The sequence below is a fragment of the Streptomyces olivochromogenes genome (assembly GCF_001514115.1).
Classification (GTDB): domain Bacteria; phylum Actinomycetota; class Actinomycetes; order Streptomycetales; family Streptomycetaceae; genus Streptomyces; species Streptomyces olivochromogenes.
This window is the reverse complement of sequence record NZ_KQ948457.1, coordinates 338,189-360,798: the sequence shown is the minus strand read 5'-3', so window position 1 is coordinate 360,798 and position 22,610 is coordinate 338,189. Positions and strand designations below refer to the sequence as shown.

The 22,610-nt window shown below is 70.8% G+C and carries 21 protein-coding genes and 1 pseudogene; 9 read left to right on the top strand and 13 right to left on the bottom strand.

Features of this window, described 5'->3' with window-relative positions:
* Positions 1-74: 74 nt before the first annotated feature.
* Positions 75-1,322: a polyamine ABC transporter substrate-binding protein gene (locus AQJ27_RS21595; protein WP_067371181.1), complete on the bottom strand. Its 1,248-nt coding sequence runs from the start codon at positions 1,320-1,322 to the stop codon at positions 75-77.
* Between the two features lie 100 nt (positions 1,323-1,422).
* Positions 1,423-2,946, bottom strand: a complete 1,524-nt coding sequence (locus tag AQJ27_RS21590) for a gamma-aminobutyraldehyde dehydrogenase (RefSeq protein ID WP_067371179.1) — start codon at positions 2,944-2,946, stop codon at positions 1,423-1,425.
* A 178-nt stretch (positions 2,947-3,124) separates the two neighbouring features.
* Here AQJ27_RS21590 and AQJ27_RS21585 point away from each other — a divergent pair, with 178 nt between their 5' ends.
* Positions 3,125-3,715, top strand: coding sequence for an NADAR family protein (locus AQJ27_RS21585; protein ID WP_067371177.1), 591 nt, complete (start codon positions 3,125-3,127; stop codon positions 3,713-3,715).
* Positions 3,716-3,768: 53 nt separating this feature from the next.
* Here the strand turns inward: AQJ27_RS21585 and AQJ27_RS21580 are convergent, their stop codons facing one another.
* Positions 3,769-4,647, bottom strand: coding sequence for a DUF4190 domain-containing protein (locus AQJ27_RS21580; protein ID WP_079065137.1), 879 nt, complete (start codon positions 4,645-4,647; stop codon positions 3,769-3,771).
* An 87-nt stretch (positions 4,648-4,734) separates the two neighbouring features.
* On the opposite strand from AQJ27_RS21580, the pseudogene AQJ27_RS21575 reads away from it, so the two are divergent.
* Positions 4,735-5,864 (top strand): annotated as a pseudogene (locus AQJ27_RS21575) (adenosine deaminase).
* Positions 5,865-5,884: 20 nt separating this feature from the next.
* Positions 5,885-6,568, top strand: a complete 684-nt coding sequence (locus AQJ27_RS21570) for a glycerophosphodiester phosphodiesterase (protein WP_067371387.1) — start codon at positions 5,885-5,887, stop codon at positions 6,566-6,568.
* Between the two features lie 22 nt (positions 6,569-6,590).
* Here the strand turns inward: AQJ27_RS21570 and AQJ27_RS21565 are convergent, their stop codons facing one another.
* Positions 6,591-8,306, bottom strand: coding sequence for an RNA polymerase sigma factor (locus AQJ27_RS21565; protein ID WP_067371173.1), 1,716 nt, complete (start codon positions 8,304-8,306; stop codon positions 6,591-6,593).
* A gap of 356 nt (positions 8,307-8,662) precedes the next feature.
* On the opposite strand from AQJ27_RS21565, the gene AQJ27_RS21560 reads away from it, so the two are divergent.
* Entirely contained in the window at positions 8,663-9,844 is a 1,182-nt protein-coding gene (locus tag AQJ27_RS21560; protein ID WP_067371171.1) for a serine hydrolase domain-containing protein, read from the top strand.
* On the opposite strand, the gene AQJ27_RS21555 is transcribed toward AQJ27_RS21560, so the two are convergent.
* On the bottom strand, positions 9,834-10,730 hold the full coding sequence (locus tag AQJ27_RS21555; protein ID WP_079065136.1) for a class I SAM-dependent methyltransferase: 897 nt from the start codon (positions 10,728-10,730) through the stop codon (positions 9,834-9,836). The two genes, AQJ27_RS21560 and AQJ27_RS21555, sit on opposite strands and share 11 nt — an antisense overlap.
* Positions 10,731-10,974: 244 nt before the next feature.
* Between AQJ27_RS21555 and AQJ27_RS21550 the strand changes: the two genes are divergently transcribed.
* Together AQJ27_RS21550 and AQJ27_RS21545 are read left to right on the top strand one after the other, a co-directional pair.
* Complete coding sequence (locus AQJ27_RS21550) at positions 10,975-12,594, top strand: MFS transporter (RefSeq protein ID WP_235613540.1); 1,620 nt, start codon at positions 10,975-10,977, stop codon at positions 12,592-12,594.
* A gap of 153 nt (positions 12,595-12,747) precedes the next feature.
* Positions 12,748-13,746: an Lrp/AsnC family transcriptional regulator gene (locus tag AQJ27_RS21545; RefSeq protein WP_235613541.1), complete on the top strand. Its 999-nt coding sequence runs from the start codon at positions 12,748-12,750 to the stop codon at positions 13,744-13,746.
* Between the two features lie 69 nt (positions 13,747-13,815).
* Here the strand turns inward: AQJ27_RS21545 and AQJ27_RS21540 are convergent, their stop codons facing one another.
* From AQJ27_RS21540 to AQJ27_RS58725, 7 genes are all read right to left on the bottom strand, one after another.
* On the bottom strand, positions 13,816-14,397 hold the full coding sequence (locus tag AQJ27_RS21540; protein WP_067371169.1) for a PadR family transcriptional regulator: 582 nt from the start codon (positions 14,395-14,397) through the stop codon (positions 13,816-13,818).
* A 64-nt stretch (positions 14,398-14,461) separates the two neighbouring features.
* Complete coding sequence (locus AQJ27_RS57920; protein WP_079065135.1) at positions 14,462-14,980, bottom strand: hypothetical protein; 519 nt, start codon at positions 14,978-14,980, stop codon at positions 14,462-14,464.
* On the bottom strand, positions 14,964-15,455 hold the full coding sequence (locus AQJ27_RS21530) for an RNA polymerase sigma factor (protein WP_054235333.1): 492 nt from the start codon (positions 15,453-15,455) through the stop codon (positions 14,964-14,966). Before AQJ27_RS21530 ends, AQJ27_RS57920 begins: the two co-directional genes overlap by 17 nt.
* A 94-nt stretch (positions 15,456-15,549) precedes the next feature.
* Positions 15,550-16,161, bottom strand: a complete 612-nt coding sequence (locus AQJ27_RS21525) for a class F sortase (protein ID WP_067371165.1) — start codon at positions 16,159-16,161, stop codon at positions 15,550-15,552.
* On the bottom strand, positions 16,158-16,577 hold the full coding sequence (locus AQJ27_RS21520; protein WP_067371163.1) for a Tat pathway signal sequence domain protein: 420 nt from the start codon (positions 16,575-16,577) through the stop codon (positions 16,158-16,160). Before AQJ27_RS21520 ends, AQJ27_RS21525 begins: the two co-directional genes overlap by 4 nt.
* 112 nt (positions 16,578-16,689) lie before the next feature.
* The gene (locus AQJ27_RS21515) at positions 16,690-17,880 is read right to left on the bottom strand and encodes a polyamine ABC transporter substrate-binding protein (RefSeq protein ID WP_067371161.1); all 1,191 of its coding nucleotides are present in this window, start codon (positions 17,878-17,880) and stop codon (positions 16,690-16,692) included.
* A gap of 154 nt (positions 17,881-18,034) precedes the next feature.
* On the bottom strand, positions 18,035-18,310 hold the full coding sequence (locus AQJ27_RS58725) for a sensor histidine kinase (protein ID WP_235613542.1): 276 nt from the start codon (positions 18,308-18,310) through the stop codon (positions 18,035-18,037).
* 94 nt (positions 18,311-18,404) lie between these two features.
* Between AQJ27_RS58725 and AQJ27_RS58720 the strand changes: the two genes are divergently transcribed.
* Complete coding sequence (locus AQJ27_RS58720) at positions 18,405-18,923, top strand: hypothetical protein (protein ID WP_067371156.1); 519 nt, start codon at positions 18,405-18,407, stop codon at positions 18,921-18,923.
* Positions 18,924-19,002: 79 nt separating this feature from the next.
* Here the strand turns inward: AQJ27_RS58720 and AQJ27_RS21500 are convergent, their stop codons facing one another.
* Positions 19,003-20,442, bottom strand: a complete 1,440-nt coding sequence (locus tag AQJ27_RS21500; RefSeq protein WP_054235337.1) for a gamma-aminobutyraldehyde dehydrogenase — start codon at positions 20,440-20,442, stop codon at positions 19,003-19,005.
* A 165-nt stretch (positions 20,443-20,607) separates the two neighbouring features.
* On the opposite strand from AQJ27_RS21500, the gene AQJ27_RS21495 reads away from it, so the two are divergent.
* Entirely contained in the window at positions 20,608-21,126 is a 519-nt protein-coding gene (locus AQJ27_RS21495; protein ID WP_067371154.1) for an Lrp/AsnC family transcriptional regulator, read from the top strand.
* The gene (locus AQJ27_RS21490) at positions 21,111-22,493 is read left to right on the top strand and encodes an aspartate aminotransferase family protein (protein WP_079065132.1); all 1,383 of its coding nucleotides are present in this window, start codon (positions 21,111-21,113) and stop codon (positions 22,491-22,493) included. Before AQJ27_RS21495 ends, AQJ27_RS21490 begins: the two co-directional genes overlap by 16 nt.
* The last annotated feature ends 117 nt before the right edge of the window (positions 22,494-22,610 follow it).

Here is a 22,610-nt window from a genome sequence, read left to right as displayed (position 1 = left end):
AGGTCTCCTGGGCCCCCGGGCAACCGCCCGGGCGGCCCGGCCGGACCACCGCCACCGCTCAGCCGCCGGAGGCGTCACGCCCCGGTGAGCTTGGCGAACTTCTCTTCGTAGGCCGTCTCTTCCTTCTGCGTCAGGGAGCGGAAGGCGTGGGACTTCGCGGCCATGGCCTTGTCAGGGAGGATCAGCGGGTTGTCCGCCGCCGACTTGTCGATCTTCGCAAGCTCGTCCTTGACCCCGTCGACGGGACAGACGTAGTTGATGTACGCGGCGAGCTGTGCGGCCGGACCGGGCTCGTAGTAGTAGTCCATGAGCCGTTCGGCGTTCGTCTTGTGACGGGCCTTGTTGGGGACCAGCATGTTGTCCGTGGACGTCAGATAGCCGCTGTCCGGGATGATGAAGTCCACGTCCGGGCTGTCCGCCTTGAGCTGGACGATGTCGCCCGCCCAGGCGACACAGGCCGCGAGGTCGCCCTTGGTGAGGTCGGACGTGTAGTCGTTGCCGGTGAAGCGGCGTATCTGGCCCTTGTCGACGGCCTTCTGGAGGCGGGCTATCGCCGCGTCGAAGTCGTCGTCGGTGAACTTCTCCGGGTCCTTGCCCATGTCGAGCAGCGTCATGCCCATGCTGTCGCGCATCTCCGAGAGGAAGCCGACGCGCCCTTTGAGTTTGGGGTTGTCGAGCAGGTCGGAGACCGACTTCACCTCGATGCCGTCCAACGCCTTCTTGTTGAAGGCGACGACGGTCGAGATGCCCTGCCAGGGGTAGGAGTAGGCGCGTCCCGGGTCCCAGTCGGGGCTGCGGAACTGGGCGGACAGGTTGGCGTACGCGTGCGGCAGGTTGGAGGCGTTGAGCTTCTGCACCCAGCCGAAGCGGATCAGCCGGGCGGCCAGCCAGTCGGTGACCACGATCAGGTCACGCCCGGTGTCCTGGCCCGCGGCGAGCTGCGGCTTGATCTTGCCGAAGAACTCGACGTTGTCGTTGATGTCCTCGGTGTACTTGACCGAGATGCCGGTGCGCTTGGTGAACGCGTCGAGCGTCGGGTGGTGCTTCCCGCTGTCGTCGACGTCCATGTACTCGGTCCAGTTGGAGAAGTTGATCGTCTTCTCCTTGGCCGAGTGGTCCTCGGCGGAGACGCCGCCCTGGGTCTTGCCCGCGGCCGGGATCCCGCAGGCGCTCAGCGCGCCGAGGCCGCCGACTGCGAGCGCGCCGCCCGCGGAGGCGCGCAGCAGCGAGCGGCGGCTGAGCGCGGCTCTGCCGTTCCTGAAACTGCGCCGCATGGCGGCCACTTGGGCCGGGGAGAGGCGGTCGGGCTCGTACTGCTCCATGCTCGTGATGCCCTTTCGGAAGGGTCGCGGCCGTGGTCTCGCGGCCTGGTCTGCCACTCGGCGATAGTCGGAAGCCGGCGCGCGGCCGACTCCGGATCGACTAGGGCCGGTCCCCGAAGATCGTGCGGTGCCAGTCCTTCCTGGCGACCGCGGTGTTGTCGAACATGACGTGCTTGATCTGGGTGTACTCCTCGAACGAGTACGCCGACATGTCCTTGCCGAAGCCGGACGCCTTGTAGCCGCCGTGCGGCATCTCGCTGATGATCGGAATGTGGTCGTTGACCCACACACAGCCCGCCTTGATCTCGCGGGTCGCGCGGTTGGCCCGGTACACGTCCCGGCTCCACGCGGAGGCGGCGAGACCGTACGGAGTGTCGTTGGCGAGCCGGATTCCCTCGTCGTCGCTGTCGAAGGGGAGCACCACCAGGACGGGACCGAAGATCTCGGACTGCACGATCTCGCTGTCCTGAGGAGCGTCGGCGACGAGCGTGGGCCGGTAGTAGGCGCCCTCCTTGAGCTCTTCGGGGATCTCTCCGCCGGTCACCACGCGCGCGTAGCCGCGGGCCCGGTCGACGAATCCGGCCACGCGGTCGCGCTGGGCGTGCGAGATCAGCGGGCCGAGGTCGGTGCCTGACGCGAACGGGTCGCCGAGGCGGACGCTCGCCATCAGGGCGGCCGTCCTGGACACGAACTCTTCGTAGAGGGGCCTTTGTACGTACGCGCGCGTGGCGGCCGTGCAGTCCTGCCCGCTGTTGATGAGCGAGCCCGCGACCGCGCCGTTCACGGCCGCGTCCAGGTCCGCGTCGTCGAAGACCACGAAGGGAGCCTTGCCGCCCAGCTCCAGATGGAGCCGCTTGACGGTCGAGGTGGCGATCTCGGCGACGCGCTTGCCGACCGCGGTGGATCCGGTGAAGGAGGTCATCGCCACGTCGGGGTGGCCGACGAGGTGCTCGCCGGCGTCCCTGCCGGCCCCGGTCACGATGTTGATCACGCCGTCCGGGATGCCCGCCGCCGTGGCGGCCTCGGCGAACAGGAGCGAGGTCAGCGGGGTCAGCTCGGCGGGCTTCAGCACGATCGTGTTGCCCGCGGCGATCGCCGGGAGGATCTTCCAGGCGGCCATCTGGAGGGGGTAGTTCCAGGGCGCGATGGAGCCGACGACACCGATGGGCTCGCGGCGTACGTACGAGGTGTGGTCGCCGGAGTACTCGCCCGCGGACTGCCCTTGCAGATGCCGGGCCGCGCCCGCGAAGAAGGCGATGTTGTCGATGGTGCCGGGCACGTCGAACTCGCGGGTCAGCTTGAGGGGCTTTCCGCACTGGAGCGACTCCGCCCGGGCGAACTCCTCGGCGCGGTCCGCGAGTACGGCGGCGAAGCGGTACAGGGCGTCCGAGCGCTCGCCGGGGGTGGCGCCCGCCCAGCCGGGGAACGCCTCACGGGCGGCGGCGACGGCCGCGTCCACGTCGACGGTGCTCGCCAGCTCGTACGTGTAGACCTCCTCGCCGGTGGCGGGGTCGACGACCGCGTGCATACGGCCCGAGGTGCCCTTGGTCAGCCGGCCCGCGATGTACTGCGCGCCGTCCGCGAAGCGGTCCTGCGCCTGGAAGCGATGGCCCGGATTGTGCATGTCGCTCTCCTCCGCCGTTCACCCCGCTGCCGCGGGGGTGGGCGTAGCTCCAGCCCGATTTGAGTGCCGATCCTGACAGAGCTAAGGGACTCCAACAAGTGATTCCGTTGTTGCCTTTTGGTTACGCGACGGAATCTGTCGACCAGGTGTCGAGTCCCCATGGAAAAGGCGGGACGGAATGTCAGTGGTGCGTGCCACAGTGGCGTGCATGGCGAAGATCGATTCTTGGGAAGCGCTGGTCAGCGCGGTCCGCTCGGGGGCGAGGGTCAAGTACCTGCACTTCTGGGGGCATCGCCCGCGACCGGACGGTCAGGTGAGTGCGAGCTGTCTGAGCCAGTGGTGGCCGTCACCGTTCGTGGTGGACGGTGTCACCTACGCGACGGCCGAGCACTGGATGATGGCGGGCAAGGCACGGCTCTTCGGCGACGCGGAGGCGCAGCGGCGCGCGATCGAGGCGTCCAGCCCCGCGCTCGCCAAGAAGGTGGGGCGGCTCGTGCGCGGCTTCGACGAGGCGACCTGGGAGCGCGAGCGCTTCGGGATCGTCGTCGAGGGCAGCGTGCACAAGTTCGCCGCCCATCCCGAGCTGCGCGCGTTCCTGCTGGGCACGGGCACGCGGGTGCTGGTCGAGGCCAGCCCCATGGACCGGGTCTGGGGCATAGGGCTCGCGGCGGACGACGAGCGGGCGGCGGATCCCGAACGGTGGCGGGGACCGAACCTGCTGGGATTCGCCTTGATGGAGGCGCGGGAGCGGCTCCTGGGGGACGACTAGTCGGGAGCGGCTCCTGGGGGACGACTGGTTCAGGTGCGGGAGCCGTTGGTGATCTAGCCGGGGTGCGGCACGACGAGTGAAGTGGAGTAGCCGTCGTCTCCGCTGAACGGGTCGCTGTCGCCGCTGTCGTCCGGGAGGACGAAGAAGACCACGATCATCGCGATGCCGAGCGCGATGCCGACCGCTCCGCAGATGATCCCGGCCAGCGCCTGACCGGGGTTGTTCGCCTCGCCGCGGCGCGCCCTGCGTCGCCCCAGCACGCCGAAGATCACCGCGAGGATCCCCAGGATGATCGCGACCGGCCACAGACAGAACACGACGGCCGAGATGATGCCGAGCACCAGCCCGGCGGTGCCCATGCCGTTGCTCGGCACCGGGTGCATCATCGGCCAGCCGTAGCCGGGGGCGCCCGGGTAGCCGGGTCCCGGCGTGGGGTAGGCCGGGTAGCCGTATCCATAGCCGTACGGGGCCTGGCCGGGGCCCTCGGGAGCGATGGGCGGCGGGGGAACCGGCTCACCGGGGGCGGGCCGGGGGTGGGGCGAGGGTGGGGCGGCGGGAGACGCGAAGGGGGTGTCCCAGGACTGGGGCGGGGACTGGGGGTGGGGGTGTCCGGGGGCGCTCGTTCCGGGGAGGGCGACGACCGTCGGCTGGTTGTGCACCGAGGGGGGTGTGGGGGCACCGGGCGCGTGCGAGGGCGCCTGGTCCACGGGCGGGGCCCAGGGGTTCGGCTCGGGTCGCGGTCCGGCGCTGTTGTCCGGGGCGCCGCCGGGCGGGGAACCCGGCTGGGGGTTCCCGCCGGGTATCGCGTCCTCGGAACCGACGGCCAAGGGCACGTCGATCTGCGTCGGCGGCGGAGCCGGCTGGTCCGGGGATGCCCACGGGGTCGCGGCGGCGTCCTGCGGCACCTGTGGCACCTGCGCGTCGTCGGACATGCGTGAGGTCCCCTCCTCTGTCGTACCTGCCGTCATGCTACGGCCCGGGGCTTCACCCCGTGAGGGGCGGCCTACGATGATCCCCGAATCACCGATCAGCCGATCACCCGCGTCGCCCGACCACGGTCCGGGGGCGCCGTTCCGGGGAGGAATCCTTGACCGACCAGCTCAGCACCCGCGAGGGCGTCCGCGACCTGCACACCTTCATCGCCGGACTGCCCAAGGCCGAACTGCACGTGCACCACGTCGGATCCGCCTCCCCCCGCATCGTCTCCACCCTCGCCGCCCGCCACCCCGACTCCCAGGTACCGACGGACCCCGAGGCCCTCGCGGACTACTTCACGTTCACCGATTTCGCCCACTTCATCCAGGTGTACCTGTCCGTCGTCGACCTGATCCGCACCCCCGAGGACGTACGGCTGCTGACGTACGAGGTCGCCCGGGACATGGCCCGGCAGCAGGTCCGTTACGCCGAGCTGACCATCACCCCGTGGTCCTCCACCCGCCGCGGCATCGACGAGCGCGCCTTCATGGACGCCATCGAGGACGCCCGCAAGGCGGCGGAGGCCGAGTTCGGCGTCGTCCTGCGCTGGTGCTTCGACATTCCCGGCGAGGCGGGACTCGAGGCGGCCGAGGAGACCCTGCGACTCGCGACCGACGACCGGCTGCGTCCTGAGGGTCTGGTCTCCTTCGGACTCGGCGGGCCCGAAATCGGCGTACCGCGGCCGCAGTTCAAGCCGTACTTCGACCAGGCGATCGCGGCCGGACTGCGCTCGGTGCCGCACGCGGGTGAGACGACCGGGCCGGAGACCGTCTGGGACGCGCTGAACGAACTGCGCGCCGAGCGCATCGGGCACGGCACCAGCTCCGCGCAGGACCCCAAGCTGCTCGCCCACCTCGCCGAGCACCGCATCGCGCTGGAGGTCTGCCCGACCTCCAACATCGCCACCCGCGCGGTGCGCACCTTCGACGAGCACCCCATAAAGGAGTTCACCCGGGCCGGCGTCCTCGTCACGATCAACTCCGACGACCCGCCGATGTTCGGCACCGACCTCAACAACGAGTACGCGGTCGCCGCCCGTCTCCTCGACCTCGACGAACTCGGCCTCGCCGCGCTCGCCAAGAACGCGGTGCAGGCGTCCTTCCTCGACCCGGCCGGCAAGACGCGCCTCACCGAGGAGATCGACACCTACGCCTCGGCGTGGCTCACGCCCTGAGCGACCAGCACAATGGGCCCATGCGCACCGTGACTGCCGTGGCCCACCGCGGCGACCCCTATCGCGTCCGCGAGAACACCATCGACTCGCTGCGTTCCGCGCTCCAACTGGGCGCGGACGTGGTCGAGATCGACGTACGGCTCACCCGCGACAAGGTGCCCGTGCTGCTGCACGACGAGACACTGAAACGGCTGTGGGAGCTGGAGCGGCCGCTCAGGTCGCTCTCCTCGGACGAGGTGCGCGGGCTGACGGACGGCGGGGTGCCGACGCTCGCGGAGGCCCTCGAGGCGACCAAGGACACCCGGATCATGGTCGATCTGCCGGGAGAGCCCGACGGCGCGGCCGTACGCCGGATCGTCGAGGTCATCCGTGAGTGCGGGGCCCAGGACCGGGTGTACTACTGCGCGGGTGCCCCGGCCATGCTGGCGGTGCGCGCCGCCGACCCCGCCGCCGAGATCGCGCTGACCTGGACGAGCGTCGCACCGCCGCGCCCGGCCGTCCTCGACGCCGTACGGCCGCGCTGGCTCAACTACCGCTTCAGCCTGGTCGACCGCGCTCTCACGGCCCGGGTCCACCGCGGCGGCCATCTGCTCTCCGTCTGGACTCCCGACACCCGCCGTTCCATGCGCCGGCTGCTGGACATGGGGGTGGATTCGATCACCACGAACCGCATCGACGCGCTGTGCGCGCTGCGCAAGGCCTGAGGGGGAAACACGGGCGGCGCGGTCAGGAGGTGACCTGCGAGCGCGGGCTCACCGTCGCCGGGTCGGCGGGGGTCGAGCGGGTCAGATACTGCGGCACAGGGGCGGTGTCCTCGCCGTTGTCGCGGACGAGACCGTAGCGGATCACGCCCTGGGCGGGACCGGTGCGGACGTCCTCGGTCACCTTGTCCCAGGTCGAGGTCTGGACGAAGAGGTTGTAGTCGGCGGGGCCCTCGTTCTGGTGGAGGGTGACGCTGCCGTCGATCCAGAAGTACTCGTTCTGCCACATCTGTTGGGTGCCGGAGGGCAGGACGGCGTAGCCCACGGACGGGCCGCCCATCCAGGTCGTGCCGTCCGCCGAGCCCGACTGCACGTCGTCCATGCGGTGACCGCCGCCCGAGGCGACGTGGAAGAGCTTGCCGCTCAGCCCGGTCCAGGTCGGCATGAGCAGGGCGCCGGTGCGCTGCTGGGGCAGGACCTGCCAGCGGACCCGGAAGTAGCCCTGCCCGCTGAGGGTGACCGTCTCCCCGCGGTGGGTGAGGCCGGTGGCGGGCGCGCCGGTGGCGCTGACGCCCTTCTCGGCGCGCCGGGGCAGCGTCCCCGGGAGCGCGCTCGAGGCGGGCGCGCGGTCGACGGCGTCGACGACGGTGCCGTACAGCTGGACGCGGGTCTTCGAGGGCGAGGGCGAGGGTGAGGGGGACGGGGAGGCGGAGGGGGACGGTGAGGGGGTCGCGGAGGCGGACGGCTCTCCCGTACGTCCCGACGGTGGGCGTGCGGTGCTCGCCGCCGTGGGCGCGGCGAGGGCCGGGGGCGGGTCGTGGGGCGCCCGGGTGACGACGTACAGGCCGCCCGCCGCGAGGGTGGCGCCGGCCGTGACGGCGACGGCGGGCTTGGTGAGCAGGCCGAGGACCTTGGCGGACCAGCCGACGGTGGTGGCGGCGACCGCCGTCTTGCCGCCGAGCGCGAGCGACAGCGTGAAGCCGACCGGCAGCGGGACGAGAGCGATCCCGACGAGGAGGCGTTCGGCCGGTACGACGGCCTCGCGGGCGCCCGAACAGTACGCGCAGCCCCGGATGTGCCGGGCCAGTCGCTTGCGCCACACCGAGTCGGGCCGCCCGTCCCAGCGGGCGGTCACCAACCGCAGGTCGGGGCAGGGGGAGTTGCCCGCGCCGGGGTGGTGGCCGTCGAGCGCCCGCACGATGTCCCGCGCGATCTCCAGCCGCTGCTTCATCCGCTGCACCCGCACCGCCGCGTGCTGCCTGCTGATCCCGACCGCCGCCGCCAGCTCGCGCCGGGTGAGTTCGCCCGCGACCTCCAGCCACCACAACGAGAGCAACTGGCGGTCCTCGTCGTCGAGCCAGCGCACCGCCTCCGCGACCTCTCGCCGCTGCCCCTCCAACTGGAGCCGCAGTACGGTCAGTTCGGCGAAGTCGGCGGCCTGTTCACCGGCGCCGTCGGCCAGTGGCTCGGCCGTTCGGCGGCGCGAGCGCTCCCGTATCTGCCGCATCGTGATGGCGACCAGCCAGGACCGGAAGCTGTCCGGGTCGCGCAGCGAGCCGAGGTTGTCGACGGCGCGCAGCATGGTCTCCTGCACGACGTCGTCGACGTCCGCGTGGCCGTTCAGGGCGCGGCCCACGATGTTGTAGACGAGCGGGAGCCAGCCCGCGACGAGTTCGTCGAGGGCGCGCCGGTCGCCGGCCTGCGCGGCCCCGATGATGGGGCGCCACTGCCGCCCGTCCACGTACGTCCCTCCGATGCCACGGTGACCGCCCGTGCCACTTGGCGCGCACGGGCGGGAGTGCAGGATCCCCCACCTCGGCGAGCGTGTCCGCGCGCTATGTCGCGGATCACAGCCGTTCGTCGGGCCCTGACACCCAGGAGACGGAGGGCCGCCCTCCGCGATAACAGTTTTTTGACCTTCCCCGCCTTCGGAACTTCCGCCGCTCCCACCTAAGGGCGATCCCCCACAACACCCTTACGTAGAGAGGCAGTTGATCCGGGTCGGCGCCGGGGACCGGGCCGTCCTCGGGGAGGATCCGCGAACGGGTGGGCGACCGCAGGATGATCTCACCGTCCCGTCCACACCAGGAGCCGCAGATGCCCGCCCGTACCCGAACCGTCACGGCCGTCGCCACCGCCCTCGTGCTGGGCCTGGCGGCCGGCCCGCTGGCCGCGCCCGCCGTCGCCGCGTCCTCCACCGCGCCACGGACGGCCACGGCAGCAACGGCAGCCACGGTCACAACCGGACCGGACGCCGCCGCCCTGCGCGCCGCGCTCACGGGACTGCCGGACGCCGACGCGACGGCCGCGCTCGTACGGGTCGGGGGCACCGACGGCCGCTGGCTCGGGAGCGGCGGAGTGCACGACCTGGCGAGCGGCCGCGCGGCGGACCCGGACGCGCTCTTCCGGGCCGGTTCGACGACGAAGGTGGTCACGGCGGCGGTCGTGCTGCGGCTCGCGGCCGAGGGCAAGGTCGATCTGGGCGCGCCCGTACAGCGCTATCTCCCCGGGCTGCTGTCGCCCGCCTTCAAGCCCGTGTCCGTACGCCAGTTGCTGAACCACACCAGCGGGATCCAGGCGGGTGACGGCTTCGGCGACTCCTTCGAGGACGTGTACGCGCACCGCTTCGACACCCTCACGCCCCAGCAGGTCGTCGCCTCCGCGGTGGCGAAGGGGCCGGAGTTCCGCCCCGGCAAGCGGCAGCACTACCTGAACATCAACTACACGATCCTCGGCATGCTGATCGAGAAGGTCACGGGGCACTCGTACGCCTCCGAGGCCACCCGGCGCGTGCTGCGGCCCGCCGGGATGCTGCACACGTACTTCCCCGGTACCGATCCGCGCATCCGGGGTCCGCACAACCTCGGCTACCAGGCGGTGAAGCGGGCGGACGGCACGACGGAGTTCGTCGACGTCACCGAGTGGAACCAGGCGGACCGCTGGGCGGCGGGCGACATGATCTCCACCACGGCGGACCTGGAGCGGCTGACCACCCACCTCTTCCGTGGCCAGCTGGTCCCGGAGCCGCAGCTGAAGGAGATGTTCACGGTTCCGTCGGGCATCGACGGGGCCACCATGAGCGCCGGGCTCCAGCGCTTCGAGTACGGCGGGCGGGTCTACTGGCTCAAGTCGGGCGGGCGGTACGGATACACGGCGGTCATGGCGGCCACCCGCGATCTCTCCCGCACGCTCGTCTACTCGGTCAACGCCACGGACGCGAAGGGCGAGGAGATGAATCCGGTCGCCCTGCGCATCGCGATGGCGGCGCTCAAGCAGTAGCGGTTTCGGCCGCCGGATTCGTCTCCGGATGCGCTGCCAGATGCGTCTCCGGATTCGTCTCCGTGTTCCCCGTCAGATTCGTCGTCACGAGATGCACGTTCATCCCGCACGGGACGACCCCGTTCGGCGCCGTGAGTTTCTTCGCCCCGGTGAGGAAGGCCGCACGCAGGGACTCCACGGTGGCCGCGTCGAGCGGGCCGACGTCATAGACACCCGCCAGGGCGTCCCACACCTGCTCGACCGGTCCGCTCAGGTCGATGGGGACGGTCTCCCAGTCGACCGGACCGAATCCCGCCGGCGCGAGAACGCTGTCGAGCCCCGCACGGCTGCGGGTCCTCCTGTCCCCGAGAGCGGGGATGCGCTGCTCGGCGGGAGCCGTCTCGATCGCGGACCGCAACAGCCCGATGAACAGCTCGTACGCCTCACCGCCCACGGCTCCGCCGCCGATCACGCAGGCCAGCATGCCTCCGGGACGCAGCACCCGGGCCACTTCCGCGGCCACCTGTTCCACCTCGCCCATCAGCATCAGCGCCATGTGGGAGACACAGGCGTCGAAGGTGTCGTCGGCGAAGGGCAGGTGCTGGGCCCGGCTCTCCGACAGCGTCGTCCCGGCGGGCAGCGGCCGGCGTCGTGCCAGCGCCAGGGCTTCCGGGGAGAGGTCCACCCCGGCCGGCCGGCGTCCCTCGGTCCGGGCGAGCAGTTCGAGCAACAGGCCGTCGCCGCAACCGAGATCCAGCACCCGACCGTGTCCGGCGACCCGGTCGCACAAGATCTCGTAGCTGGACCGGCCGTCCGGCGCACGGCCACCGGCGAACGCGTCCACCGTCACCGCCGGCCGCTCGGCGTGGAAGGCCCGCAGGAAGGCTTCTTGCGATGTGGTCGTCATACCCGTGAACCTATCCGCCGAGCGGGTCGCCAGGTCGGCGGCCTCACACCTCCTCACAGCAATCACCTCCTGACAGCAATCGCGTCCTGACAGCGATCACGGAAATCCCGGGATACCGGGTCCGGAATGTCGAATTTCCAGGTTTCCCCCCGCCCTGGCTGGCCCCGGCCCGCAGGCGGCCCCGAAGGTGAGCGCCGTATCGAGCGATCGCGGTGCGGTGCGCCGCAAGGGGAGAGGGAGTTCCGTGAACGTCACGACAACGGCGCACGAGCCGCGGGAACGGCGGGCGGCCACGCTCGTCATGGCCTGCGTGGGCGTGTTCGTCGCGTATCTGCCGGTGACCACCGTCTCGGTGAGTCTGCCGGCCATCCAGCGGGCGCTGAACACGTCGACCGCCCAACTGTCGTGGGTCTCGGACGCGTTCGTACTGCCCATGGCCGCGCTGATCCTGACCGCAGGTGTCTTCGGCGAGGTCCACGGCCGCAAGAAGGTCTTCCAGGCGGGTCTCGCGTTCAGCGCGGTGGGGGCGGCGATCGCGCTGTGCGCGCGGTCGATCGAGGTCCTGTGGGTGGGTCAGGCCTTCGCCGGTCTGGGCGCCGCCGCGCTGCTGCCCACGACGCTGGCGCTGATCAGCCACGCCGTGCCCGACCACCGAGAGCGCGGCAAGTTCGTCGGGCTGTGGGCCACGGCCCTGATGGCGGCGCTGGCGCTCGGCCCGGTGATCGCGGGACTGATCCTGGAGCACTTCTCCTGGCGCTGGATATACCTGCTGCCCGTCCCCGCCTCGCTCCTCGCGATGGCCTTCGCGGCCCGGCTGGTGACCGACTCGCGCGCCCCCGGCTCACGACGTCTGGACTGGCCCGGCCAGATCACCGCCGCGGTGGCGATCACCGCACTGGTCTACGGCGTCATCGAGGGCGGCGCCGGCTCCTTCACCGAGGGGAAGGTGGTCGTGGCCCTGGTGGCGGCGGCGGTCGCGGCCGTCGCGTTCGTCCTGGCGGAGCGGCGCAGTGACAGCCCAATGCTGGACCTGACGCTCTTCCGCAGCCCCGCCTTCACCGCCACGACGCTCGTGGCGATGATCAGCTTCCTGGGCCTGATCGGCTTCTTCTTCGCCCTCAGCCTCTACTTCGGCATGGTGCAGCAGCTCAGCACCCTGGAGGCGGCGGCCCGGATGCTGATGGTCACGCTGATGTGCATCCTCGTCGGGGCACCGGCCGGACGGCTCATGCACAGGGTGTCGCCCCGCGTCCTGATCACCGGCGGGCTGCTGGTGACCGCGGCCTCGCTGCTGTCGCTGACGTCCCTCGACGCCGGTACGTCGTTCGGTTCGCTGGCCTGGCGGCTGGCCCTGCTCGGCCTCGGCCTCGGCTTCGTCATCACGCCGATGACGGCCGCGGCCGTCGCCTCCGTACCGCTGCGCCAGGCCGGTATGGCGGCCGCCGGGAACAGCGCGTTCCGGCAGGTCGGCGGCGCGCTCGGCCCGGCCGTCCTCGGCGCCGTGCTGTCCACCAGGGCCCTGCACACCCTGCCGGGCCACCTCGCCGACGTGGGTCTGCCGGCGGCGACGGTACGGAGCGTCACCTCCGCGGTCGACGCGAACGGCCTGGGCGCGGTCGCGGGCATGAACCTGGGCGCCGACCGGGGCCGTGCCCTGGGCGCCCTGTCCGAGGCCTTCCTCGACGGCCTCCACCTGTGCCTGATCATCGCCGCGGCACTGACCCTGGTCGCCGCGGCGGTCGGTGCCGTCCTGCTGCGCAGCCCGCGGCAGTCGGTCACCAGGCCGGTGGCCGGATCCGGCGCCCCGCCCGCGGCGCCGCAGGAGACCGGGGCGGCGGAGCCCCGGCTGGGGCAGCGCGGCTGACCCCGGCACCAGGGCGCGTCCGGCGGCATGTTCCGCCGGACAGTCCCTGGAGGCGCCCTTTCGTGGGGACGGAACGGGCGCCCGTACGAGGCCCGGGACCACACTGGTCCCGGGCCTCGCCGTCATGCTCGATCATTGACTTCGGGAGTCCGCATGGAGCGAGAGGAGGCGGAGCCGATGCCGTCCCGCGCGCTCGACGCACTCGACCTGAGACTGCTCCAGTGCCTCCAGATCGACGGACGGGCGCCGCTCACCCGGATCGCGGAGGTGCTCGGGGTCTCCGACCAGACCGTCGCCCGGCGCCTGCGGCGGTTGCGCACCACGGCACGGCTGCGGGTGCTCGGCGTGATCGACGAGAGCCGGCTCGGCCGCACCAACTGGATCGTCCGGCTGCGCTGCACCCCGGACGTGGCCGAACAGTTGGCGGGCGCGCTCGCCCGGCGCCCCGACACCTCGTACGTCTCGCTGATCTCCGGCGGCACCGAGGTGATGTGCGCGATGAAGCCGCGCAGCCGACAGGCCCGGGACGAACTGCTCTTCGACCGGTTGCAGCGCACCCCCCGTGTCGTCTCGGTCAGCGCCCACTGCGTGCTGCACTCGTTCTACGGCGGACAGCTGGACTGGCTCAACAAGGCCAACGGGCTCGCCCCCGACCAGCAGGCGGCCCTGCGCCCACCGCCGGTCGAGCCGGTCACCGACCCCCTCACGCTGGAGGCGGCCGACGAGGCGCTGCTGGCCGTACTCGTCCGCGACGGGCGCGCCACGCTCACCGAACTCCAGGCGGCCACCGGCCAGTCGGAGTCGGTGGTCAAGCGGCGTCTGGAGCGCATGCGGGCCACCGGGGTGCTCTACTTCGACGTCCAGTTCGACCAGGAACCCCTCGGCCACGAGGTGGAGGCCATGCTGTGGCTCACCGTGGCGCCGGCCGCCCTCGCCGACGTCGGACGGGCACTCGCCGCGCATCCCGAGGTGCGTTTCGCCGCGGCGATCACCGGTCAGGCCGGCATCGTCGCCTCGACCGTCTATCGCAACAGCGGGGAGCTGTACACGTATCTGAGTGAGAAGATCGGCGCCCTCGCCGGCGTCCAGGCCGTCGAAACCGCCCTGACCCTGCGCCTGGTCAAGCAACTCGCCTACGACCCGGGCCGCTGACCCAGGGGGGACGGGCACGGGGTACCTGGAGCCTCAGCCGTCAGCCGGTCAGCTGTCAGCTGTCAGCTGTCAGCCGCGAGCCGTGGCTCCGAGGGCCTCGGCCCGCTGGTCGAGCCTCCTCAGGGCCGTCTCGCCCCACTGGAGGTTCGCCTGCTCGAGGGCCATGCCACCGAGCAGGGTGAGATAGGGGCCCACGCGTTCGACGGTGGCGAGGTACTCCTCCTCGCTGCGGCCGGCCAGCATGCGTTCCTGCGCGCGCCGGTAGCGGGCCAGTTTGACGCCGGCCCGCTCCACACGCTCGACGACCCCGGCCCGTACGGCTTCGGCGTCTCCGATGTCGACGCAACTCACCTTGACCATCAGCTCGTCACGGATCGCCGTCGGCTTGCTGGGGACTTCGGCCGTGTAGGCGCGTATCGCCTCGAGTCCGGCCTCGGTGAGCGAGAAGAGCCGCTTGTTGGGCCGGCGTTCCTGCTGCACGACGCGGGCGGAGACGAGCCCTTCGCCCTCCATGCGCTCCAGCTCGCGGTAGATCTGCTGAGGGGTGGCCATCCAGAAGTTGGCGACCGAGGCCTCGAACCCCTTCGCGAGGTCGTATCCGGACGCCTCGCCCTCCAGAAGCGCGGCCATCACCGCGTTGCGCAGAGCCATTTCCCCAAATTAACACCCGGTATCGACACTCCGTTGATTAGTCAACGGAGTGCGGGTCGTCCGGTCAACGGTGGGAAGAACCGCTCGGCGCGATCGACGGCTGGGCGACGGGCGTGGTCGGTGTCGACGACGGCGTCGACGGTGCCGGGGTGGGGACGGCCGGCCGGGTCGTGGCGCGGCCGGTCGTCCGGGCCGCCTGGGTGGGAATCGCCGTCCCGTTCCCCGGGGTGGGACCGGCCGTCCGACTCTCCGGCGTGCGGCTGGGGTCGGAGGGCACGGGGGACGCCGACGGGCTGGGGGGCACGGGCGAAGGACGGCCCTCGGAGGGCGGGGCGAGCGGGACCGTCGGGGACGTGGGTGCCTGCGACGTCGACAGGCGGATCGGCAGCGCGACGAGGGCGGCGACGGCGCACACCGACCCGACCCCGACCGCGGTGCGCAGCAGCCGGCGGCGGGCCGCGCCGCGGCGGATCGTCTCGTAGTGGCCGGGGGGCGGGCCGAGGTAGTCGGAGGCGGGCCGCAGGATGACGGCGAGCGGATCGTCGGGTTCGGAGTCCGGACCCTCGTCAGAGTGTGTGATCAAGGCTTCTCCTCAGGTGGGCGCGGAGCAGTTCGCGGGCCGCGTGGAGGTCGGCCTTGATGGTTCCTTCCTTGCGTCCGGTCAGCACGGACACCTCCCGGATCGGCATGTCAGCGTAGTAGTGCAGGAGGATCGGGACGCGCAGTCGTTCCGGCAGCGACTGCACGAGCAGGCGTACGGACGGGTCGGACTGTTCGGTGTGCGGGCGGACGGCGGCCTCGGCGGTGGCGCGGTGCACGGCTCTGCGTTCGCGCTCCAGCTTGCGCCAGTGGTCCCGGACGAGGTTGGCCGCGGTGACGTAGAGGAAGCCCCGGGGTTCCGCCACGGACGTCCAGCGGGCCCAGAGCCGGGTGAACGCCTCCGAGGCGATCTCGTGGGCCGTCTCGTCGTCGTCGACGAGACGGCGGCACCAGCCGGCGAGGCGCGGATAGAGGGCGGCGAACAGCTCGGACGCGGCCTTCTCGCGGGACCGTTTCAAAGCTCTCCATGGTCGTGACGTCGTGCGGGCACTCGTAGAAAAGAGCCCGGGCCGACGGCGTGCGTTCCATCGGCCCGGGACCGCTCCCGGCGGGTCAGGGCGTCGCCGAGCTCAGCGCGGCGAAGACGATCACGTTGTCGAGGTAGCCCGTACCGGTACGGGCCCCTCCGCACGTGATGAGCCGTAGCTCGGGACGGTCCACGTCCCCGTACACCTCGTCCGACGGGAAGTCGGCCTTGGCGACCGTCCGTACGGCGTCGACCGTGAACTCCGCCGTCCTGCCGTTCTCCAGGCGCGCCACGATCCGGTCACCCTTCCGCAACTGCGCGAGACGGCGGAAGACCCCGTCCCCGTAGGTGCCGACCGTGACATGGCCGAGGATCACCGACGGACCGGTCTGACCCGGCGTCGGCGAGTTCCGGTACCAGCCCGCCCGGTCGTGCGCCGTGATCGGGGGCACCTGGACGCTGCCGTCCGCGGCCAGCCCCAGCTGCATGACCGGGGTGTCGACCCCGATGGCCGGGATCCGCAACCCGACCGGGACCGAACGCCCGAGGCCGTGCGCGGCCTTCGCGGAGGTCCGCGAGGGCACCGGCGCGCTCCCGGGGTGTTCGGGCGCGGTCGAGTCGGTCCCGTGGCCGCCGCAGCTCACGAGCAGCGAGGCCATCGCCGCGGTGACGAACGCGCGCCTGGAGAGCGAGGTCATTCCCCGGTCGCCCGCCGGCGACGTACGACGAAGACCGCCGCGCCACCCATGACGAACGCCGCGGCGGCACCCCCGCCGATCAGGCCGCCCTGGCCTCCGGACTTCGACGCCGTCGGCGTCACACCGGTGTCGGGCGCTCCCTTCGGCACGACGGCGACCTGCGCCGGGGACGGCGCCCGGGTCGGCGTGCCGACGCTCGGAACCGCGGACGGGGTGCCGGAGGCCGGACGGGTGGTCGGCACCGCGCTCGGGGCGGCGCTCGGGGTGGCACTGCCGGCCGGCGCCTGGGACGGGGCGGCGGTGGCGGTCGGATGGACCGTCGGGACCGGGCTCGCCCCACTGGCGAAGGCGGGCACCGTGCTCGCCAGCACGGCGGTACACGCGAGTGCCATGGTGCTGAGGACAGTTCGGCGCATGAATCGCTCTCTTTCGTCGGTCCGCCCGCCCGGTGACCCGGCGGGCTGAGTTACGGATCGTGCGAAGAGACGAGGCAGCGGGAGACCGGGTTGTAAAGAGATGGCAAAGCCGTCAGAGTCCCGCGATCGCGTTCCAGCGCTTGGCGAATTCCGTGCGTTCCGTGGACGTGATGTCGCGCGCGATCGCCAGCCGCTTCCGCATGGTGGCGTCGGGGAAGATCAGCGGGTTCTCGGCGAGGGCTGCGGTGTCCTCGTCCTTGGAGGAGGCGAGGACGTGCTGGGCGGCCGGGACGGGGCAGACGTAGTTGACCCAGGACGCCAGTTCGGCGGCGATCTGGGGCTCGTAGTAGTAGTCGACGAGCTTCTCGGCGTTGGCCTTGTGCCGGGCCAGGTTGGGGATCATCAGCGAGTCGGACCACAGCTCGGCGCCCTCCTCGGGGACGACGAAGCGGATGTCCGGGTTGTCCGCCTGGAGCTGGATCACGTCGCCCGAGTACGCCTGACAGGCCAGTACGTCACCGCTGACCAGGTCCTTGGTGTAGTCGTTGCCCGTGAAGCGGCGGATCTGGCCGCTGTGCACGTACTTCTCGACCTGGTCGCAGATCGTGTGGAAGTCGTCGGCCTTCCACCGGGTGATGTCGACGCCGTTGCCCTGCATGAGCAGCGCGAACGCCTCGTCGAGGCCGGAGAGCAGGGTGACCCTGCCCTTGAGGTCGGAGGCCCACAGGTCCGAGACGTGGTTGATCTCGCGGCCGAGCTTGCGGCGGTTGTACGCGATGCCGGTGATACCCGACTGCCACGGCACGGTGGACTTGCGGCCCGGGTCGAACGCGGGCCGACTCAGCAGCGGGTCGAGGTACTTGGCGACGTTCGGCTGCCTGGCGCGGTCCATCTCCTGCACCCAGCCGAGCCGGACGAAGCGCGCGCACATCCAGTCGCTGATGACGATCAGGTCGCGGCCGGTCTGCTGGTGGTTCATCAGGGACGGGCTGATCTTGCCGAAGAACTCGTCGTTGTCGTTGATCTCCTCGATGTAGTCGACGGAGATCCCGGTGCGCTTGCGGAACGCGTCCAGCGTGGGCCGCTTCGTGTGGTCCTTGTCGTCGGTGTCTATGTAGAGCGGCCAGTTGGCCCAGGTCAGTTTCTTGTCGTGGGCCGAGAGGTCGGCTCCGGCGCGGTCGCCGGGTGACACATACGCGGCGGGCACCCCGCAGCCCGCGAGGGCCCCGAGCGCCGCACCCCCGCCCAGGGTGCGCAGCAGGGACCGGCGGGACAGGGGCGAGGTCTTCCGAATCTCTGGCACCCCGGCAGCATGCCTGCTGCGACTCGGCGCGAACAATGGACGCTGCGTCGAGCGGTCGCGCGCCGACCCGACACCCTGTCGATCGCCTCATTTCCGTGCGGTTACCTCGGGCGATCGCCTCGCGTGGATACCTCGTGCGGTTCCTCATACGGAGTCAGCGCGGCGGAAGCGTGACCTTCACGGCGACGACGATGGACAGACCGAGACCGAGACCCCGACCGCTGTCGGCGATCCGCAGGACCGGCCGCCCGCCGTCCAGCCCGGTCCACAGCCGGATCCAACTCCGCGCTCCTTCCTGATGGTTGTGGCGTACGGCGTTGTCGACGAGGTTGGCCACCAGGCGCTCCATGAGCTGCGGATCCCCGAACACGGGCGCGGAATGCAGTTCGGCCTCGACCCGCACCTCGTCCCCGGGCAACCGCTCACGCACGATCGCCGCGAGAACCGTGAACTCCCTTCGCTGAAGTCCCCCTTGGCTGCGCGCAAGGGTCAGCAGGGCGTCGATGAGGCGGGGTGCGCAGTTCGTGCGAGGCGTTGGCGACGAACCGCTTCTGCGCCTCGAACGCGTCCTCCAGACGGGCGAGTACGTCGTCGAAGGTGTCGGCCATGGCCTTGAGCTCGTCGTCGGGGCCCCGCACCGCCAGTCGCCGGTGGAGGTTGTCGGCGGAGATGCTGCGGGCCCCGACGACGACCTCCGCCGGCGGCTGGCGGTGCGCAGCACCAACGGCCCCGGCCGCCGGCCCGGTCGGCCCGGCCGCGCCTGCCGACCCGGTCCAACCCCTGGACGGCTGGACGTGAAGGTGACCGGCAACGCGTTCGACCCCACGTCGGATGCCTACGAGGAGGCCCTGGACACCTGCGCGCCGATCCTGAAGAAGGCCGGCAGCACCTTCCCGGACCCCTCCGGCCTGCCGCCGCTGCCCGAGCCGGGCGAGGGAGCGGGCACGGGCACGGGCCCTGGCAAGTCCCTGTACATCGAGCCCGGAACCCCCGGTGACCCGGGCCTCCCGTCACTCACGACGAGCGGCAGCCGACACGACTGACCACCACGAGGTGGGGGAACACCGCGGCCCCGGACGGGATCAACTCCCGTCCGGGGCCGCGCGGTTCACACCGTACTGACTACGCGTCCAGCGACGTCATCACGTGCTTGATCCGCGTGTAGTCGTCGAAGCCGTACGCCGACAGGTCCTTGCCGTAGCCGGACTTCTTGAAGCCGCCGTGCGGCATCTCGGCGACCAGCGGGATGTGGGTGTTGATCCACACGCAGCCGAAGTCGAGGGACTTCGACAGACGCATCGCGCGGCCGTGGTCCTTCGTCCAGACCGAGGAGGCGAGGGCGTAGTCGACGCCGTTGGCCCACTCGATGGCCTGGGCCTCGTCCGTGAAGGACTGGACGGTGATGACCGGCCCGAAGACCTCGTTCTGGATGATCTCGTCGTCCTGCTTGAGGCCGGAGACGACGGTCGCGGCGTAGAAGTAGCCCTTGTCGCCGACCTGCTGGCCGCCCGCCTCGACCTTGGCGTGCGCGGGCAGGCGCTCGATGAACCCGGCGACCTGCTTGAGCTGGTTCGGGTTGTTCAGCGGGCCGTAGAGCACGTCCTCGTCGTCCGGCTGACCGGTCTTCGTCTCGGCGGCGGCCTTGGCGAGCGCGGCGACGAACTCGTCGTGGATGGACTCCTGGACGAGGACGCGCGTGGCGGCCGTACAGTCCTGGCCCGCGTTGAAGAAGCCCGCGACCGAGATGTCCTCGACGGCCTTGGCGATGTCGGTGTCCTCGAAGACGACGACCGGGGCCTTGCCGCCCAGCTCCAGGTGGACCCGCTTGAGGTCCTTGGACGCCGACTCGGCGACGGACATGCCCGCGCGCACGGAACCGGTGATGGAGGCCATCGCCGGGGTCGGGTGCTCGACCATCGCGCGGCCGGTCTCCCGGTCGCCGCAGATGACGTTGAAGACGCCCTTGGGCAGGATGCCGCCGATGATGTCGGCGATCAGGACGGTGGAGGCGGGGGTGGTGTCCGAGGGCTTCAGGACGACCGTGTTGCCCGCCGCGAGCGCCGGGGCGAACTTCCACACCGCCATCATCATCGGGTAGTTCCACGGCGCGACCTGCGCGCAGACGCCGATCGGCTCGCGGCGGATGATGGAGGTCATCCCCTCCATGTACTCGCCGGCCGAACGTCCCTCGAGCATCCGCGCCGCGCCCGCGAAGAAGCGGATCTGGTCGACCATGGGCGGGATTTCCTCGGACCGGGTCAGTCCGATCGGCTTGCCGGTGTTCTCGACCTCGGCGGCGATCAGTTCCTCGGCCCGCTCCTCGAACGCGTCCGCGATCTTCAGGAGGGCCTTCTGGCGCTCGGCGGGGGTCTGGTCGCGCCAGGCCGGGAAGGCCGCGGCGGCGGCCGCCATGGCGGCGTCCACGTCGGCCTGACCGGACAGCGGCGCGGTCGCGTACGCCTCGCCGGTCGCGGGATTGACGACCTCGGTGGTCCGCCCGTCGGCGGCGTCCCGGAACTCACCGTCGATGTAATTGCGCAGACGACGCAGCTCGGTGCTCACTGCCGGCCCTCCAAGTTCAGGTGTCCAATCGCTGAGACACCCACCCTAATCCGTGGGCCCACGTTTTCAACACCCCCGGTCACCCCTTGACTGCGAAATCCGCAAGCTACGTCCCCGTAAACAACGAATTTCATCGCTACAGCCTTGCGGAACCGTCGAGACCTCGTGCAGAGTGAGCTCGTGGCCAGTCGAAGCGCAGACCCCAGGGACTCCACCCGCGAGTCCAGGAACGGCAGTCCCCAGCTGGACTCCGTATCCCTCGCCATCATCGAGCAGCTCCAGCAGGACGGACGCCGTCCGTACGCCGCGATAGGCAAGGCCGTGGGCCTGTCCGAGGCGGCCGTGCGCCAGCGCGTCCAGAAGCTGCTCGACCAGGGCGTGATGCAGATCGTCGCCGTCACGGACCCCCTCACCGTGGGCTTCCGCAGGCAGGCGATGGTCGGCGTCAATGTCGAGGGCGACCTCGATCCGGTGGCCGACGCGCTGACCGCCATGTCGGAAGTCGAGTACGTGGTGATGACCGCGGGCTCGTTCGACATCCTCGCCGAGATCGTCTGCGAGGACGACGACCACCTGCTGGACGTCATCAACAAACGCATCCGGGCCCTGCCCGGGGTGCGCTCCACCGAGAGCTTCGTCTATCTGAAGCTCAAGAAGCAGACCTACATGTGGGGAACCCGATAGCCGTGAGCACACAGGACCTGAGCAAGACCGCGTACGACCACTTGTGGATGCACTTCACCCGCATGTCCTCGTACGAGAACGCGCCCGTTCCCACCATCGTCCGTGGTGAGGGCACCTACATCTACGACGACAAGGGCAAGCGCTACCTCGACGGTCTCGCGGGCCTGTTCGTGGTCCAGGCGGGCCACGGCCGCACCGAGCTGGCGGAGACGGCGTTCAAGCAGGCGCAGCAGCTGGCCTTCTTCCCGATCTGGTCCTACGCCCACCCGAAGGCCGTCGAGCTCGCCGAGCGCCTCGCGCACTACGCGCCCGGCGACCTGAACAAGGTCTTCTTCTCCACGGGCGGCGGCGAGGCCGTCGAGACCGCCTGGAAGCTGGCGAAGCAGTACCACAAGCTCACCGGCAACCACACGAAGTACAAGGTCATCTCGCGCGCGGTCGCCTACCACGGCACCCCGCAGGGCGCCCTGTCCATCACCGGCCTGCCGGCCCTGAAGGCCCCCTTCGAGCCGCTCGTCCCGGGCGCGCACAAGGTGCCGAACACCAACATCTACCGCGCCCCGATCCACGGCGACGACCCGGAGGCCTTCGGCCGCTGGGCCGCCGACCAGATCGAGCAGGAGATCCTCTTCGAGGGCCCCGAGACGGTCGCGGCCGTGTTCCTGGAGCCGGTGCAGAACGCCGGCGGCTGCTTCCCGCCGCCGCCCGGCTACTTCCAGCGCGTGCGCGAGATCTGCGACCAGTACGACGTACTGCTCGTGTCGGACGAGGTCATCTGTGCCTTCGGCCGCCTCGGCACGATGTTCGCCTGCGACAAGTTCGACTACATCCCGGACATCATCACCTGCGCCAAGGGCATGACCTCGGGCTACTCCCCGATCGGCGCCACCATCGTCTCGGACCGCATCGCCGAGCCGTTCTACAAGGGCGACAACACCTTCCTGCACGGCTACACCTTCGGCGGCCACCCGGTCTCCGCGGCCGTGGCGCTCACCAACCTCGACATCTTCGAGCGCGAGGGCCTCAACCAGCACGTGCTCGACAACGAGGCGAACTTCCTGCAGACCCTGCAGAAGCTGCACGACCTGCCGATCGTCGGCGACGTCCGCGGCAACGGCTTCTTCTACGGCATCGAGCTGGTGAAGGACAAGGCCACCAAGGAGACCTTCACGGACGAGGAGTCGGAGCGCGTGCTCTACGGCTTCGTCTCCAAGAAGCTCTTCGAATACGGCCTCTACTGCCGCGCCGACGACCGCGGTGACCCGGTCATCCAGCTGTCGCCGCCGCTGATCTCCGACCAGTCGACCTTCGACGAGATCGAGGGGATCGTCCGTCAGGTGCTGACGGAGGCGTGGACGAAGCTCTGATCTTCCTCCCTCCGGTCCTCCTCCCGGATGATCAACAACGGCCCCGGTGCCGCCCGTTCGAGTGAGAATGGGCGCCCCGGGGCCGCGTGCTGTCCGGCCTCCCGCCCCCGACTCCCT

What these genes read in the sequence shown, in the direction of transcription:
- AQJ27_RS21595 (WP_067371181.1), bottom strand. Translation starts at nt 1,322, where the DNA reads ATGGAGCAGTACGAGCCCGACCGCCTCTCCCCGGCCCAAGTGGCCGCC.
- AQJ27_RS21590 (WP_067371179.1), bottom strand. Translation starts at nt 2,946, where the DNA reads ATGCACAATCCGGGCCATCGCTTCCAGGCGCAGGACCGCTTCGCGGAC.
- AQJ27_RS21585 (WP_067371177.1), top strand. Translation starts at nt 3,125, where the DNA reads ATGTCAGTGGTGCGTGCCACAGTGGCGTGCATGGCGAAGATCGATTCT.
- AQJ27_RS21580 (WP_079065137.1), bottom strand. Translation starts at nt 4,647, where the DNA reads ATGTCCGACGACGCGCAGGTGCCACAGGTGCCGCAGGACGCCGCCGCG.
- AQJ27_RS21570 (WP_067371387.1), top strand. Translation starts at nt 5,885, where the DNA reads ATGCGCACCGTGACTGCCGTGGCCCACCGCGGCGACCCCTATCGCGTC.
- AQJ27_RS21560 (WP_067371171.1), top strand. Translation starts at nt 8,663, where the DNA reads ATGCCCGCCCGTACCCGAACCGTCACGGCCGTCGCCACCGCCCTCGTG.
- AQJ27_RS21555 (WP_079065136.1), bottom strand. Translation starts at nt 10,730, where the DNA reads ATGACGACCACATCGCAAGAAGCCTTCCTGCGGGCCTTCCACGCCGAG.
- AQJ27_RS21545 (WP_235613541.1), top strand. Translation starts at nt 12,748, where the DNA reads ATGGAGCGAGAGGAGGCGGAGCCGATGCCGTCCCGCGCGCTCGACGCA.
- AQJ27_RS21540 (WP_067371169.1), bottom strand. Translation starts at nt 14,397, where the DNA reads ATGGCTCTGCGCAACGCGGTGATGGCCGCGCTTCTGGAGGGCGAGGCG.
- AQJ27_RS21525 (WP_067371165.1), bottom strand. Translation starts at nt 16,161, where the DNA reads ATGACCTCGCTCTCCAGGCGCGCGTTCGTCACCGCGGCGATGGCCTCG.
- AQJ27_RS21520 (WP_067371163.1), bottom strand. Translation starts at nt 16,577, where the DNA reads ATGCGCCGAACTGTCCTCAGCACCATGGCACTCGCGTGTACCGCCGTG.